This is a genomic window from Allobosea sp. (assembly GCF_048595345.1).
Lineage (GTDB): Bacteria > Pseudomonadota > Alphaproteobacteria > Rhizobiales > Beijerinckiaceae > Allobosea.
The window spans coordinates 120030-136232 of sequence record NZ_JBMDWH010000019.1; the positions used below are offsets into that span (position 1 = coordinate 120030).

Sequence of the window (16203 nt, forward strand, 5' to 3'; positions counted from 1 at the left end):
CACCGAGGCCTATTTGCGCGATCTCGGCAATGGCCTGACCACCACCAGCGGCGGCGTTTCGGTCACGGCAACCACCGGCGGCAGCATCGCGGCCACCGTCTCGGCCGCCAGCGTCAGCCTGGGCGGCTCCGGCATCGCCGCCGTGCAGATCTCGGGCGGCGGAGCCTCGGCCGTCAACATCATCACCGGCAGCACGCGGGCGCTGATCGACACCGGCGGAACCGGCGTCAGCCGTGTCACCAGTGCCGGGGCGGTCACCGTCGCCGCCAACCGCACCTCGGCGATCGACGCCAATGTCGTGGTCTCGACGGCCTCCGTCAGCGGCTCCGGCGTGGCCTCCGTGCCTGTCGCGGTCGGCCTCAGCGGTGCCCAGAACCTGATCGGGTCCTGGACGACGAAGAACGGCAACGCCACCCGCAACCAGCCTTCGCTCGATGCCAATGGCAGCATCGGCGTCGAGGCGCGGATCAGCGACACGGTTCTCGATGCCCAGGGCGCGGTCTCGGTAACCGCCACCTCGGCCAGCACGATCAACGCCAGGGTCGCCGCGATGGCGGCCGTGCTCGCCGGCAGCGGCGGCGTCAGCGTCGGCATTGCGGGAGCGGGTTCCTATTCCGGCAACATGATCGCCATCGCCACCTCGGCGGCGATCACCGGTGCCGCGAGCGACATCAAGGGCAGCTCGGTCACCGTGAAGGCGCAGGACAGTGCGACCATCGCGGTCGATGTCGGCACCGCCGCCGTCGCGGCCGCCTTCGCCTCGGTCGGAGTCGCCCCTTCGGTGGGCATCGCCACCGCGCTCAACATCGTCGCCGATTCCGTGATCGCACGCTCGGATTCCGCCACGATCAAGGCGCGTAGCGGCGATATCGCCATCAATGCGATCTCCAATGCGCAGATCACCGCGACGGTCGCGGCCGCAGCGGCTGCGCTCGCGGGTGGCGCCGTGGCCGTCGGTGTCGCCGGCGGCGGCGCCATCGCCACCAATCTGATCGGCGGCGAGACCCGCGCCACCACGACGGGCGGCTCGGTCGATGCCGCTGGCGGCGTCGCGATCACCGCGCAAAACACCAGCGGGGTCGATGCGCGCACCGTCGCGCTCGCGGCCGGCGCCAATGTCGGCGGCGTCTCGGTCGGTGTGAGCCTCGGCGTCAGCACCGCCGTCAACCTCATCGGCTATGGCTATGCCGACAGCGAGGTCGCCAATCCGCAGACCCGCCGGCAGGCCAATGCGGTCGAGGCGCTGGCGGGCGACACGACCATCACGGCCGTCGGCGCACTGCAGGTTCGGGCGATCTCCAGCCAGACGATTTCGGCCCTCACCGCTGCGGGCGCCATCGCGCTCGGCGGCGGAGCGATCTCGGTTCAGGGCGCCGGCGCCGGAGCGGGGGCGCGCAACCAGGTCGCGGTCGCCGTCACCGCCCATATCGAGGGCGACGGGGCCGGCATCCAGGCCGGTTCGGTGGCCGTCGCGGCGAGCGACAGCTCGACGGTTTCGGTCACCACGGGCGCCGCTTCCGTGGCGGCCAGCTTCGGCGCGCTGGGTGGCGCGGCCGTCTCGGTCGCCGTCGCCGCGGCGACAAACCAGATCGCCAACAGCATCACGGCCCGCATCGCCGGCGCCGATACCGCCTTCACCTCGGCAGGAGCGGTCTCCGTCACCGCCACCGAGGCGGCGCAGATCACCAGCCGCGCGGCGACCGCCTCGCTCGCGGCGAATTTCAGCCCGGTGGGCGTGACCTTCGCCGGTGGCGGCGCAACCACGATCGACCGCGTCGGCAGCACCGTCACGGCCGGCATCGACGGCGGCAAGCTGCAGGCGGCGGGCAATGTCGCCGTCTCGGCCAGCGACACAACCGACATCGATTCCGCCGTCCTCGGCATCAATGTTGCCGCAGGCGTGCTCGCGCTCGCCGCTGGCGGCGCCGTCGCCGATGTCGCGGCGACTCCGGTCGTCTCGGCCGCCATCACGGGTTCGCAGGTGCAGGCCGCGGCCATCGCCATCTCGGCGATCGCCACGCCCGGCGTTCATGCCAAGGCGACTGGCATCAATGCCGGCACCGCCGCGATCGGTGCCTCGACGGCGCTGAGCAAGGTCCAGGCCTCGGTCACCGCAACCACCAAGGACAGCAAGCTCACGGGCGCCGATCTCAGCGTGCTCGCGACGCTCGCCCAGCCCAGCACCAAGCCCACCGCCTTCTCAGAGGCCACCGGCGCGGTCGGCGGCCTGATCGGCCTCAACTCGACGGTCACGGACGCACGCACGCAGGGCACCATCACCGCCACGCTCGACACCGGCAGCGAGATCGCGATGAGCGGCACCACGACGCTTGCCGCCGCGAGCGCCGCCCGCCAAGTTTCCAATGCCAGCAGCGCGAGCGTCGGCCTCGTCGCGGCCGGCGCGACGCTTTCGAACGCGCAATCGACGCTGGACACCACCGCGACCGTCAAGACGCTGAAGCCGATCGCCTCCGGCGCCATGACCGTGACCGCGACCAGCGCCGACGACAACGCCACGCAGGCCATCGCCGGTTCGGGCGGGCTCGTTTCGGGCACCGCGGCCTCGGCCTCCACCGCTTCGGGCGGCAGCACGACCGCTTCGCTCGACCCGGCCGTGAAGGCCGACCTCAACGGCAATCTGGCCGCCAGCGGCGCTTTCTTCCTCTCCGCAGACCACACGGCGACAGGCCGCAGCCAGGTGCTGACGGCGAGCTATGGCGCTCTCGCCGGCAGCGGTGCCGTGGTGCGTGACAGCTTCCTCCACCGCACCAACGCGATCATCGGAGCGGGCGCCTCGGTCAGCGCGCGCGAGATCTCGGCTTCGGCCCAGAATACGATCCGCAAGCCCCAGCTCGGCCAGGCGAACATCGTCGGCTCGACCGGCGGTATCGCCAGCGGCGCCGGCGCCGACAGCCTGACCACGATCGACGTCATCGCGACGGTCAATGTCGACAGCTCCTCGGCCAATAAGACCGCGCTGACGACCATCGGCCGTGGGAATGGCACGCAGGGCGGCATCACACTCTCGGCGAACAACAAGATCGACGCCTATGACAAGGTCACGCTGACCACCGGCGGCGCCATCTCGGGCGCGGGCGCCAAATCCGTGATCCGCGCCGATAACTTCAAGGCGCAGGTTCTGGTCGGCGCCTCGGCCGACATCCTGACGCTCGGCACCTTCACTGCGAGCGCCAACGGCTCCGGCAATGCGAGCTCGGTCTCCAACTCCGAGACCTATGGCGCGGCCACGGTGGCCTTCGGCAACAGCACGGTCGATATCCGCCCGGACAACTCCGTCCTGATCGGCGCCAACGCCGGGATCACGGCCTATGGCAACCTGAACCTGACGGCCGGCACGGACGCCAACCAGTTCGACGATTACTACGTCACCTCGGCGCGGACCGACACCTTCGCCGGCAGTGCGATCCCGATCCAGTCGATCGACTCGCTGATCAACCTGCTCCAGACCAACACGGTCTCGGTCGCGGGCGGCGCCCAGCTGCGCACGGCCGGCGATGCCAATCTCCTGACCAACCGCCTCGGCACCGCGAGCACCGACTCCAAGGCGAAAGGCACCAATTGGGCGACGGCGGTGGCCGGCGCCATCGACAGCCTGCTCGGCGGCAGCGGCCAGGCCGTAATGTCCGGCACAGCCAACCAGAGTTCGACCGGCCGCGTCATCGTCGACGGCAAGGTCGAGACCGGCATCGCCCGCAACATCTCCATCGCGATCGACCAGATGGCGCTCGTTTGGGGCACGGAAACGGTTGGTACGGGCGCCTACAAGGTCGATCGCTACGCCCCGATCGCCACCAAGATCACCGGCCGCGTGCTGGTCAACGGCCAGCAGCTCGATGCCAACGGCAATCTCGGCGCGGCCGATATCACGAGGAACACGTTCGAGCTCGTCGTCGGCGACACCGGCACGGCAACGACGGTCCTGAAGCGTCTGCCGATCACGCTGACATTCGGCAACATTCTGGCGTCGAGCGACCTCGTCGGCCAGCTCTACGATGCGCAGGCCAAGCTCGTCTCCTACAAGGAGAACGCGACGCTCCAAGCCTTCTACAAGAGCGAGGTCAACCGCATCGCCGGCATCCTGTCGAGCCAGGGCCTTGCCGACATCTTCTACAACCAGGCCGGCGAGGTCCTCGGCGCGCGCGCCGTGCAAAAGCAGGTCCAGGCGCTGACCATCGGCGCCTTCACCGCCGGCGCCGGCCGCATCACGGTGGTCGCCGACGAACTCTCAGGCTCGGGCGAATTCGACGCCCATGCCGATACCAAGGTCGAGATCGTCAACGATTCCAGCGCCTCGCTGAACATCGGCGGCATCACCATGCCGGAATCGAACGGCGGGACCTTCTTCAACAACACCAACGTCACCACCTCGGATCAGCTCGGCGTCAACCGCGGACTGATCGTCGCTGAGAACCAGCGCCAGAACGCCGCCAGCCTCGCGGGCATCGTCGCCTTCTCCAGGCTGACGCAGGGCGGGGTCGTCTCAGCCGCCATCAATAGCGACATCATCATCACCAACACCCGCGGCGCGCAGCCCAATTTCGACAATACCGACATCCTGCCGGCGCCTGCCATCAATATCGTCGGCAAGATTTACGCGGTGAATGCCAGCTTCACCCCCACCACGCAGACCGGCGGTGCCTACAACCAGTTCGCCGATATCCGCGTGAAGACCATGAACGCCCAGATCGGCGGCGCGGTCACCATCAAGGACCTGACCTCCTACATGATGGCCGATCCTTACGGCCAGATCGCGGGGACCATCAGCGGCGGCAACCCGAACAACATCATCGCCGCCGGCAATCCCACCGCTGTCGACAACGCGCTGAAGAACGCCGCGACGCCGACGCTGATCGCCGACGGCAATGTCAGCATCAGCGCCCAATACATCAACATCAATGGCCTCGTGCAGAGCGGCCGCGACAGCTACACCATCGATATTCTGAAGAATTCGGCGGTGTCGGCCGAGATCGAGCAGATCCGCGCCAATCCCTGGCGCAGCAACGTCATCAGCTCGCTCTCCCGCGACGGTTTCTCGGCGAGCTTCGATCGGGTCAACAACCGCATCGTCATCAACGAGATCGCGACCGCCGGCGGCAAGATCAGCCTCACCGGCACGATGCTGAACACCAGCCCGAACGCCGCCCAGCTCAGGGCGCTCGGCGGCTATGCCACCGTCACGATCAACAATGCGCTCGACTACGATGTCGTCGTCACCCGCATCGACCTGTCGCAGCGCGGTGCCGGCATCATCGACATCAAGGATCGCGCTTTCGCCGCTGCCGGGCAGGGCGTCGCCTTCAAGCAGACCCTGCTGACCCAGGCCGCGGACGGGTCGGTGACGAGCTATGTCGCCAATCTCAAGGAGGACGGCACGGAGGTCGGCGCGGCTGCGAATGGCGGCATGATCGCCGGCTATGCGCCCAAGACCGGCTATCGCTACGCCTTCAGCGTCGGCCTCGGCACCACCACGACCTACACCAAGACCACGGGCTCCTCGTCCTGGCTCGGCATCGACGCGCTCGCCGCGGATCCGCCGAACCAGTACAATTTCGACACCGCCGTCACCAAGCCCGGCGCCCTCATTCCCAACAGCGGCTATTATTACGTCGAGGATCCGGTCACGGCCGGTTATCGTCGTGACAACACCATCACCTTCTTTACGAAAAACCCCGACGGTTCGCTGGGCCCGGTGGCGAGCGTCGGCAAGAGCTGGACCGAGAGCACCTGGTACGGAAAGAAGACCTACTACCAGGAGAACATCTCGACCGTCCGTCAGGAAACCGACGCGACCCATTCGATCCGGGCCGATTACGGCATCGCGATGAGCTTCACCGGCGCCCGCACCGGCACCGTGACGATCAACTCGACGGGGGCGGGGCGCGTGCTTCTGCTCGGCGGCATCGCCAATGCCAGTGGCAACACCACGATCACCTCCGGCGGCAGCATCGAGATGCTGAACGCCAACAACCTGATCAGCGGCACCAATGTGACCCTGCAGGCGGCCGGCAGCATCGGCCGCGGCGCCGGCACGGGCACGACGGACCAGGCGGTCCGCGTGAACGCCACCGGCGCGCTGGTCGCCACTACCACGCGCGGCACGATCAACCTCACCACGACCGGCAATTTCGCCATCGACCGCGTCGCTGCGGGCAATGGTTACGACGTCCGCCTCAAGGCGAGCGGCGACATCACCGTGGCCGCCGGCAAGCCGGGCCAGATCGCAGCCGGCAGCCTGACGCTCATCGCCGGCGGCAGGATCGGCGGGACGACGGACGCCGCCGCGCTGAAGCTCGACACCGGCAACACCCAGCGCGACAAGGTGGACATCACCGCGACCGGCGATGTCGGCATCGAGGAGACGAGCGGCGATCTGCGGCTGAATTCGCTGCATACCAACGGCAACGTCCTGGTGCAGGTCGATGCCGGCAGCCTGCTCAACGTCAACGATGTCGTGGTGCTCGACACCCGCGTGGCCGACCAGCTGATCAACGGCGTCTGGAAGGATCTCGCCCTCACCACGGCCGATGCGGATGCGAAGTTCAACGCGACGCTGGACGCCTACGAGACCGTCAACCGGCAGGAATACGCGACCTATTGGGCCTATCGGAACCTGCAGGCCAATCCCGCCGTCTATGATGCGTCCTTCCAGTTCCGCTTCGCCGCCGGCTCGGCCGAGCTCGCCAGCTACCAGGCGATGTATCGTCAGCAGGGCGCCGGGAATGGCCTGAGCGGAGCCGCGCTCGACAGCTATGTCGCGAATGCGATCTCGACCCTCGAAACCTCGCGCACGCAGCAATATCGCACGCTGCACGCGCAATACGGCCAGTACGGCAACGTCTACGTCGCCGATCTTCCCGCCGCCTACGACACCTATTGGAGCTATCGCAGCAAGCAGGCCAATCCAGGCCAGTATGACGCGGCCTTCACCGTGCCGGTTTCGCAGGCGGAGCGCGACGGCATCCGGTCCGGCATCCTGGCCTCGACGCTCGGCGGCGATGCGCTGACGGCTTATGTGAACGACCAGATCGCTGCCCTCGAGGCGGATCGCAATCGCGACTACCAGGCGCTCGACCGCATCTTCGGCGGGCTCGGCAGCCAGCAGATCACCGGCTTCGCCGGGCAGTACGAGACCTATTGGGGCTATCGCAGCAATCTCGGGCAGGATGGCAAGCCGCTTCTCTCCGCGGCCCAGCAGACCGCTTATCAGAAGCAGTTCGCCGATGCCGGGGTTGCGCTGAACAAGAGCGGGAGCGATCTCGACGATTACGTCTCGGCCCGGTTCACGCAGCTGAACGCCGACAGGAATGCCGATTACCAGGCGCTCAGGGCGACCTTCGACCGCTTCGGCGACAGCTACAATGCCAGCCTCTCCACGAGCTACGCCACCTATTGGGGCTGGCGCGGCACGCTCGACGGCAACGGCAAGGTCCATCTGAGCGCGGCCGAGCGGACGAGCTACACCGCGAGCTTCACCACGGCCGGCGCCGCGATGTCGAATGCCGATGCGCTGGTGGCTGCCGATGTCCGTGCGCGGCTGGCGACCATCGAGGCTCAGCTGAAAAGCGATTACCAGGCTCTGAACGGCCGTTTCGGCGCCCATGGCGACAGCTATGACGCGCTCTACGCCCAGACTCTGTCCAGCGCCGACCGCGCCGATTACGCAAGCTACTGGAGCTATCGCAACCAGCAGCCGAATCCCGGCGTCTTTGATGCCGCCTTTGCGCCGCGCCTGACAGGCGATGCGCTGGCTGCGGCGCAGGCCACGGCCTTCACGGCCAGCAAGGCTGTCCTCGATGACGGAACGCTCACCTCCGCCGCCATCGATGCCCGGGTCCAGACCGCGGCCGATGCGCTCTCCGCCTCGCGCACGGCCGATTATGCCAGGCTCAACGGCTTTTTCGCGCAGTTCAATCTCGGCGCGACGAAGCAGGCCAACCCGCATTTCTTCGTCGATCAAGCGACCAGGGACGCCATCGATGCCGGCATCAAGCGCTGGACGCAGGACGAGCTGATCAATGCGGTCGGGCAGGGCCTGCTGAAGGAAACGACGAGCACGCAGGTCCAGAAGCAGGACCCCATTATCACGGGCGCGAATGTCTCGATCGTGGTCCGCGGAACGGCGCAGGGCGGCGGCAATGTCGGCTCGGTCGACGGCGTGACGGTCATCGACACCAGCACGCGCCAGCCGCTCACCCGCGACCAGCTGCTGGCCTTGGGCGCCGCGGAACGCAGCGACATCGTGCTGCTGACCTCCGCCCCGGTCTCGGCCACAGTGACGTTCTCCAACGATGCCGGCCAGGGTGTCATCGCCCGCCTCGACGGCGGGAGCTTCGACCCGGCGCTCTTCGCCGTCGGCGCGACGCTCTACATTGGCGGCGCCACGCAGAATGCCAGCGGCGAGTCGCCGACGGTCTTCACCATCGCCAGCGTCTCCGGCAACACGATCCGCACCACCCAGCAGCTGACCGCGGAAAGCGGAAAGGTCGTCAGCCTCGGCGTGCGGCTCGCCAGCGCGGAAGCGCCGCGCGCCACGACAGAGATCAGCTTCGGCTCCGACCGGACCCTGACCCGGGGCAGCGGCAGCTTCCTCGATGACGGCTTTGCCGCCGGCATGAGGATCGGCGTGGCGGGCACCTTTGGCGTGAGGACGGCGAACCAGACCGACGCGACCCGGTACTACACCATCGCCTCGGTCACCGCCTCGACCATCACCCTCATCGGCAGCGACGTTCTCCAGGCAGAATCCGCCCGCAGCGTCATCGTCTTCCAGTCGGCGCTCGACCCCACCAACCCCGGAAACCTGATCAAGCAGGTGCTGATCCAGGGCCGCAAGCCGATGAACCTGTCGGCCGGCGGCACGTTCAGCGTCGATGCCGACCGCCAGATCTTCATCGGCACGCAGGGCGCTCTGGCGCTGGGCAGCGTGGTGTCGCGCAATGGCGACGAGATCCGCATCAAGACCAAGGGCGGCCTCACCAATGCGGCTGGCGCCAACGCCACCAACATCAGCGGCGGCAGCATCGTGCTCGAAGGCGGGGACGAGGCCGTCGGCACGGCGGCGAACGTCATCGGCATCGACCTGAAGGGCCAGGGCGCCCTGACGGTCCGGACGGCGAAGGACGTCTTCGTCACCGAGCGCAACGGCGATCTGAACCTGGAATCCGCCTATTCGCAGAGCGGAAACGTCACGCTCGTCGCCGATGGCGGCATCCTCGACGCGGTCCATACCGACACCAACAAGATCGTCGCCGCCAATCTCTATCTGAAGGCGCAGAACGGCAGCATCGGAACCGCTGCGGATCGCATCGAGGTCAAGCTCTCCGGCATGGTGCGGGCCTCCGCCACCAACGGCGCGTTCCTCGAAGAGACGGCCGGCAACATGAACGTGCTGGCGGTCGCCGCCGGCAATGGCGACATCGTCCTCAAGGCCACGGCCTCGGTGCTGAACGCCGGTTTCCTGACCGACGCCACCAACATCGACTCGCAGCTCTATTCGGGCGGCACCCCGGCCAACCCGCTGGTGAACGCGCTCGCCAACGGCGTCACGCTCATCGCCGGCAACACGGTCGGCACGGCCGCGCGCGCCTTCGCCATCGACAGCCGCGCGGGCGGCAACCGGCAGGGCAATGTCAACGCCCAGACCGTCTTCGGAAACATCTATGCCGAGGAGGTCGCCGGCGATCTCGCTCTGGGCACCGTCGGCACCCGCAACACCGGCGTCGCCTTCCTGACGGCGGCCGGGGGCGGCATCGTCAACGGGCTTCCGCTCTATGACGACGCCGACAAATCGACGGCCGCCACGGGCTCGAACCTGACCTCGGGCAAGGCCTATCTCATCGCCAAGGACGATATCGGTGCCGATGGCCGGCGCATCGTCGCGCGCATGACCGCCGACAATGGCGTGGGCCGCGACAGCTATGGCGGCATCGAGGGCTACTCGACCGCCGGCAATGTCTATCTCTGGAACATCGGCGGCCTGCGCGTCGGCGGCGTCGTCGCCGACACCGCGCCCGGATTCCGCGCTGCCGGAACGCTCAGCATCCGCACTTCCAGCCCGCTCACGATCGACAAGGACATCATCGCCGGCGGCGACATCGTGCAGACGGCGGGCGAGACCGGGGCGGGCGGCGACGACCTCACCGTGCTCGGCGGCGTCACCATCTTCTCCACCGGCGGCAGCGTCACGCTCAATGCCGGCGACAACCTGATCGTCCAGGCCGGCGCAACCGTGAAGGCCAAGGGCGCCATCACCCTCCGCGCCGACTACAGCGCCTCCGGCAATGCCGACAACACCGGCGCCCTGATCGATCTGAAGGGCACCTATGTCGGCTCTTCGATCACGATCGAGGGCGGCCAGAGCAGCGACGACATCCGTCTCGACGGTACGTTCCGCACCGGAACGCGCACGATCACGCTCGATGCCAACAGCCAGCCCGTCGAGGGCGCGCTCACCATCGGCGGTTCCATCACGATCCGCGCCAAGGATGGCGACAACATCGTCGCGCTCGGCGGCACCTTCGAAACGGGTGCGCTGACGGTCGAAACCGGCGCCGGTGACGACACCGTCACGCTCACCGGCAGCTACAAGGCCGGCTCGCTGTCCATCGACGCGGGCGAGGGCGCCAATCGGGTCACGATCGCAGCCGATATCGACGTGTCTGGAGCCATGACCGTCAAGGCCGGCTCGGGCCGCGATGCCTTCGACATCGGCGGCATCGTCAAGGCGGGCTCGCTCGCCGTCTCCGGCTCGGCCGGAACCGGCAACAGGCTGGGCGACGACAGCTTCGCCCTGACCGGCCGCTTCACCGTCGCGGGCCTCTTTGCCGTGACCGGCGGCGCCGGTGTCGACACGCTGGCCGACGTCAAGATCGCGGCCGGCGCCGTCTCCGCCTCCGCCACCGTCACCGCAGGGACGCTGTCGATCGACCTCGCGGACGGAGCGAATCTCGTCACGCTGGCCGGCAATTACACGGTCACCGGCGGTTTCACCCTGACCACCGGCGCCGATGCGGACAGCATCACGGACGCGGTCTCGGCGAATGGCACCGTGCTGCAGACCGGCACCATTGCGGCGGACTCCATCGCGATCGCGGCCGGTGCTGGCGACAACACCATCACCCTGCTCGGCAGCACCGTCGCGGCCTCGACGCTGGCTGTGACGACGCTCGGCGGGCGCGACCGCGTGACCCTGCGCGGGCGCATGCGCTCAACGACGGCCGACATCCATCTCGGCGCCGGCGACGACCAGCTCGAAATGACGCTGCTGGAGATCGCCGGCAACACCAATGTCTTCGGTGAGGACGGCCAGGACACGATCCTCGTCAACCGCCTGCCGGACCTGACCAGCGCGGCCGCGAGCGGGCGCCGCGACACGCTGAACATCGATGGCGGGCAGGACACCGACACGGTGCGCATCCAACTCGCCGGCGCCTCGACCTATCGCATCAATGTCCATGACAGCGGCGATGCCGATCGCGGCGTCGACACGCTGACGGTGCTCGGCACCGATGCGGCCGACACGGTCCTGATGCGCAAGAACTTCGTCGCGCTGGTCCATCCCAATGCCGACGGCACCTATCCGGCCAATACGGCGGTCGAGCGGATCAATGTCGACGCCTCGCTCAACGGGCGCATCATCGTCGAGGGCGGGCTGGGTGACGACCGCTTCTTCATGGATGACGACGCGGCGCTGATGACCGTCGATGGCGGCGCGGGCAACGACTTCTTCCAGATGGGCCAGATCTTCGCCACGCCGCGCGACGTGGCGAATGGGCTGCTGGCCGAGGATGTCTTCGACACGGTGCAGGTCTCGTTCGGCGGTTACCTGTCGAAGGGCAACTCGATTCCGGTCGTGATCTATGGCGGTGTCGGCGACGACACCTTCCAGATCTATTCCAACAAGGCCGATCTGCGCCTCGAAGGCGAGGATGGCGACGATCAGTTCATTATCCGGGCCTTCGCCCTGGCCGATACCGGCAAGATCAAGGTCAATGCCGGCGCCGGCAACGACAAGATCGAGTACAACATCAACGCACCGGTCGATATCGACGGCGGCTCCGGCTTCAACAAGGTGGTCGCGCTCGGCACCGAATTCGCGGACACCTTCGTGGTCACCCGCGACGGTGTCTACGGCGCCGGCCTTTCGATCAAGTTCGCCAACATCCAGGCGGTCGAGGTCGATGGCCTGGAAGGCGACGACACCTTCTATGTCCTGTCCACGGCCCCCGGCGTCGTGACGACGCTGATCGGCGGGCTCGGCAGCGATACCTTCAACGTCGCCGGCGATGTCTCCGGCGAGGTGGTGGCGCGTGATGCCAAGGGCAATTCGGCCGTCATCAACCACACCATCTCCAGCTCCGATGCGCGCTATGACGGGCTGTTCGTCGCGGGCGTCACCGCCTCGGTCTCGACCGCGGCCGGCGGCGCCGTCAGCGATGGCGGCGGCCTGACGCTGCGCGAGGACAGTGCGGTTTCCACCGCCAACGCGGCCGGCAGCAAGGTCGGCACCTATACGCTCGCGCCGCCCTTGCCGACAGTGACGGCCCTCACCGCGAACGACACCGCCGTCGTCACCGTCTCGGCCGCCCAGGCCTCCTCGCAGAACCGCGCCCTGGCCGGCAATGCCGGGACGGTGGAGGTCTCGCTCGACGGCGTCACCTATTCCGACGCCCTGACGGTGACGTTCGCGACCGTCTCCGACGGCCATGGCGGCTATATCTGGCAGAGTGCCCGCACCATCTATGTGCGCGCCAAGTCCGATACCGCGGCCGAGGGCGACCAGAAGGTCGCGATCGGCCATTCGGTGATCAGCAGCAATGCCGAGGTGAACGGAACCTGGCTGCGGACCGCTCTCGTGACCGTGCTCGACGACGACAAGGCCGGCATTATCGTCACCCAGAGCGACGGCGACACCACGGTCATCGAGGGCAGCAAGCCGCAGCAGAAGGACAGCTACACCGTCGTCCTCAACAACCGGCCGCTCGCCGGCGAGACGGTGCGCGTCACGCTGCTCCCCGAGAACGGGCAGATCACGCTCACCCGCGCCGATGGCTCGGCGCTACCGATCGACCAGGACGGGCATGCCTATCTCGAATTCACCGACCAGAACTGGTCCACCGCGCAGACCGTGCTCGTCGCCGCGCCGCATGACGGCGTCGTCGAGAACCGCCAGCTCGTCAATGTGACGCATAAGGTCACGAGTTCGCTGGGAGCGGCAGGCTTTTTCGGCAACATCGCCGAGCAGCCGATCGTCCGCGTCACGGTGATCGACGCCGACACCGCCCGTGTCTTCGTGCGCCCGGCGCCGGGCGGTGTCGTCGTCACCGACACGCAGCCCTCCTATTACGACATGGTGCTGACCACTGCGCCCACCGGCCCGGTCACCATCGCCATCGCCAATGACGGCCAGACCATCCAGTCGAGCAGCGACTCGCGCTTTACCGCCGCGTCCAACGGCCGTCCCGCGACCGTCACCTTCGGCCCCGGCGACTACGACACGCCGATCCGCATCACCGTCTCGCGCGATCCCAACGGCACCAGGACGACGAGCGACCTCAAGACCTTCTCGCGTCAGCCGCATGATCTCAGCGCCGTCGAAGGCCCGCTGGTGGTCTATGGCGGCGTCGGCCCGCAGAGCCGTGGCCTGCAGCAGGCGATTGCCCTGCCGGGCGAGAAGAACGATGTCGTCAATCGCACCATCGCCAATAATGGCCGGCCCGATCTCGACAAGCTGATCGTCTACAACGACTCGACCGTGGCTGGCGTCACCGGCGAGCTGACGGCCGATCATATCGGCGGCCTCGGCATGGCCTCGCAGGACATCGTCACCGGCGGCGCCAACAGCCAGACCTATCGAGGCGGTATCACCTATACGGCGATGAGCGTCGTGCAGGTGCTGCTCGGCCAGGGCAACGACACCTTCACCGTCAAGAGCACGGCCGCGGCGACGTTGACCGAGATCAATGGCGGCGGCGGCGCCGACCGGCTGATCGTGACCGGTTCGACCGGCCCGCTCGCGCTGTTCGGCGACACCTCGGCCGACAACAGCCGCTACGATTCGACGCCCCAGAACCCGACCGGGCGCGCCTTCGCCTTCCGGCCGGAGGGCGCGATCGGCGTCGACGGCAATCCGGTCAGCCTGGACGATTACATCGACGCCTCCGGCGCGACCGGTATCGTCATGATCGACGGAGGCGCCGGCCGCGACACCCTCATCGGCGGCCAGGGCCGCAACTACATCGCCGGCGGCGCGGGCGACGACAGCATCACCGGCGGCCCGGCGGCCGACTACATCCTGGGCGATTCCGCCTTCAACCTGGACATCGCCACCCGGATCGTCACGATCGACGATACCGGCCTCGCCGGGGCAGACACGATCGACGCGGCGGCGGGCGACAATGTCGTGATCGGCGATCATGGCCAGATCTATCAGGATGGCAGCCTCACGGCGGGCTTCCATCTCGAGGGCGCGCATGTCGTCAGCCGCGTCGTCTCGACCAACACGACGCGCGGCGCGGCCGACATCATCACCGCCACCGCCGGCGACAACGTCGTGATGGGCGGCGCGGGGGCCGACAAGATCACGGTCGGCGCCGGCAACCACGTCATCTTCGGCGACAATGGCGATGCGGTCTTCACCAATGGCGTGCTGACCTCCGTCACCTCTCTTGACGGCGCCAATGGCGGCAACGACGAGATCAGGGCCGCCGACGGCAGCTCGACCATCATCGGCGGGGCCGGCTCCGACACGATCGCGGTCGGCAAGGGCACGCAGGTGATCCTCGGTGATGCGGGTGAGGCGACCTTCGATGTCGTCAATGGCGCCCGCGTCCTGCTCGCCATCAAGACCAAGGATGGCGAGGCGGCGATCGGCGCGGCGGACACCATCACCGCGGCCGATGGCGACACGACCATCATCGGCGGCGCCGGTGGCGATGCCATCACGGTCGGCAAGGGCACGCAGGTCATCCTCGGCGACAGCGGCTCGGCCACCTTCGCCGGCGGCAGGATCGAGAGCATCATCTCCGTCGCCACGGATATCGGCGGCGACGACGTGATCGAGGCCAATGACGGCGATGCGACGATCCTGGGCGGGGCAGGGGCAGACCTGATCACCGTCGGCACCGGCAACCATGTGATCCTCGGCGACGCCGGCGAGGCACTCTTCACACTGGGCATGCTGACGCGCATCGAATCGATCGATCCAGCGACCGGCGGAAACGACGTCATCAAGGCGCAGGACGGCAACACCACGATCATCGGCGGGGCAGGGGCGGATTCCATCACGCTGGGCTCCGGCACGCAGGTGGTGCTGGGCGACAGCGGCGTCGCGACCTTTGCCAACGGCAAGATCGCGACGGTGACCTCGACCGCGACCCATATCGGCGGTGACGACGTGATCGAAGCGAAGGACGGCGACGCCACGATTCTTGGCGGCGCGGGGGGCGACCGGATCACCATCGGCACCGGCAACCACGTCATCCTCGGCGATAACGGGCAGGCGCTCTTCACCAACGGCATGCTCGACCGGATCGAGTCCATCGACCCGGCCATCGGCGGCAATGACGAGATCAAGGCGCAGGACGGCAACACCACGATCATCGGCGGGGCAGGGGCGGATTCCATCACGCTGGGCTCCGGCACGCAGGTGGTGCTCGGCGACAGCGGCGTCGCGACCTTCGCCAACGGCAAGATCGCGACGGTGACATCGACCGCGACCGATATCGGCGGCGACGATCTCATCGAGGCGCGCGATGGCGATGTCACCATCCTGGGGGGCGCGGGAGGCGACCGGATCACGGCCGGCCGCGGCAACCACGTCATCCTCGGCGATAACGGCAAGGCCACCTTCACCTTTGGTCTCGCCGATCACGTCGAATCGATCGATCCCGCCATCGGCGGCAACGATGTCATCCAGGCGTCCGACGGCAACGACGTCATCCTGGGCGGCGCCGGCGACGACAACATCACGACCGGCGCGGGCGATCACGTCATCCTCGGCGACAGCGGCTCCGCCGACTTCGTGGTGACGCAGCAGGGCGCCGCCGCCAAAGCGGTGCGCGCACAGGTCCAGACCATCGCGCCTTCGATCGGCGGTAACGATCACATCGTCTTCGGCTCCGGCCGCAACGTCGTGATGGGCGGGGCCGGCAGCGACCTGATCGAGGGCGCCGATCGCGGTGC

1 protein-coding gene (cut by a window edge) is annotated in these 16203 nt (G+C 67.8%); it reads left to right on the forward strand.

What is annotated here, in order from left to right; translation table 11 throughout:
• Nucleotides 1-16203: part of a beta strand repeat-containing protein coding region (locus ACOJTB_RS03075; RefSeq protein WP_420101047.1), annotated on the forward strand (this coding region is incomplete at its 3' end). Its footprint begins 16562 nt before the window's first position; the window shows 16203 of its 32765 annotated nt.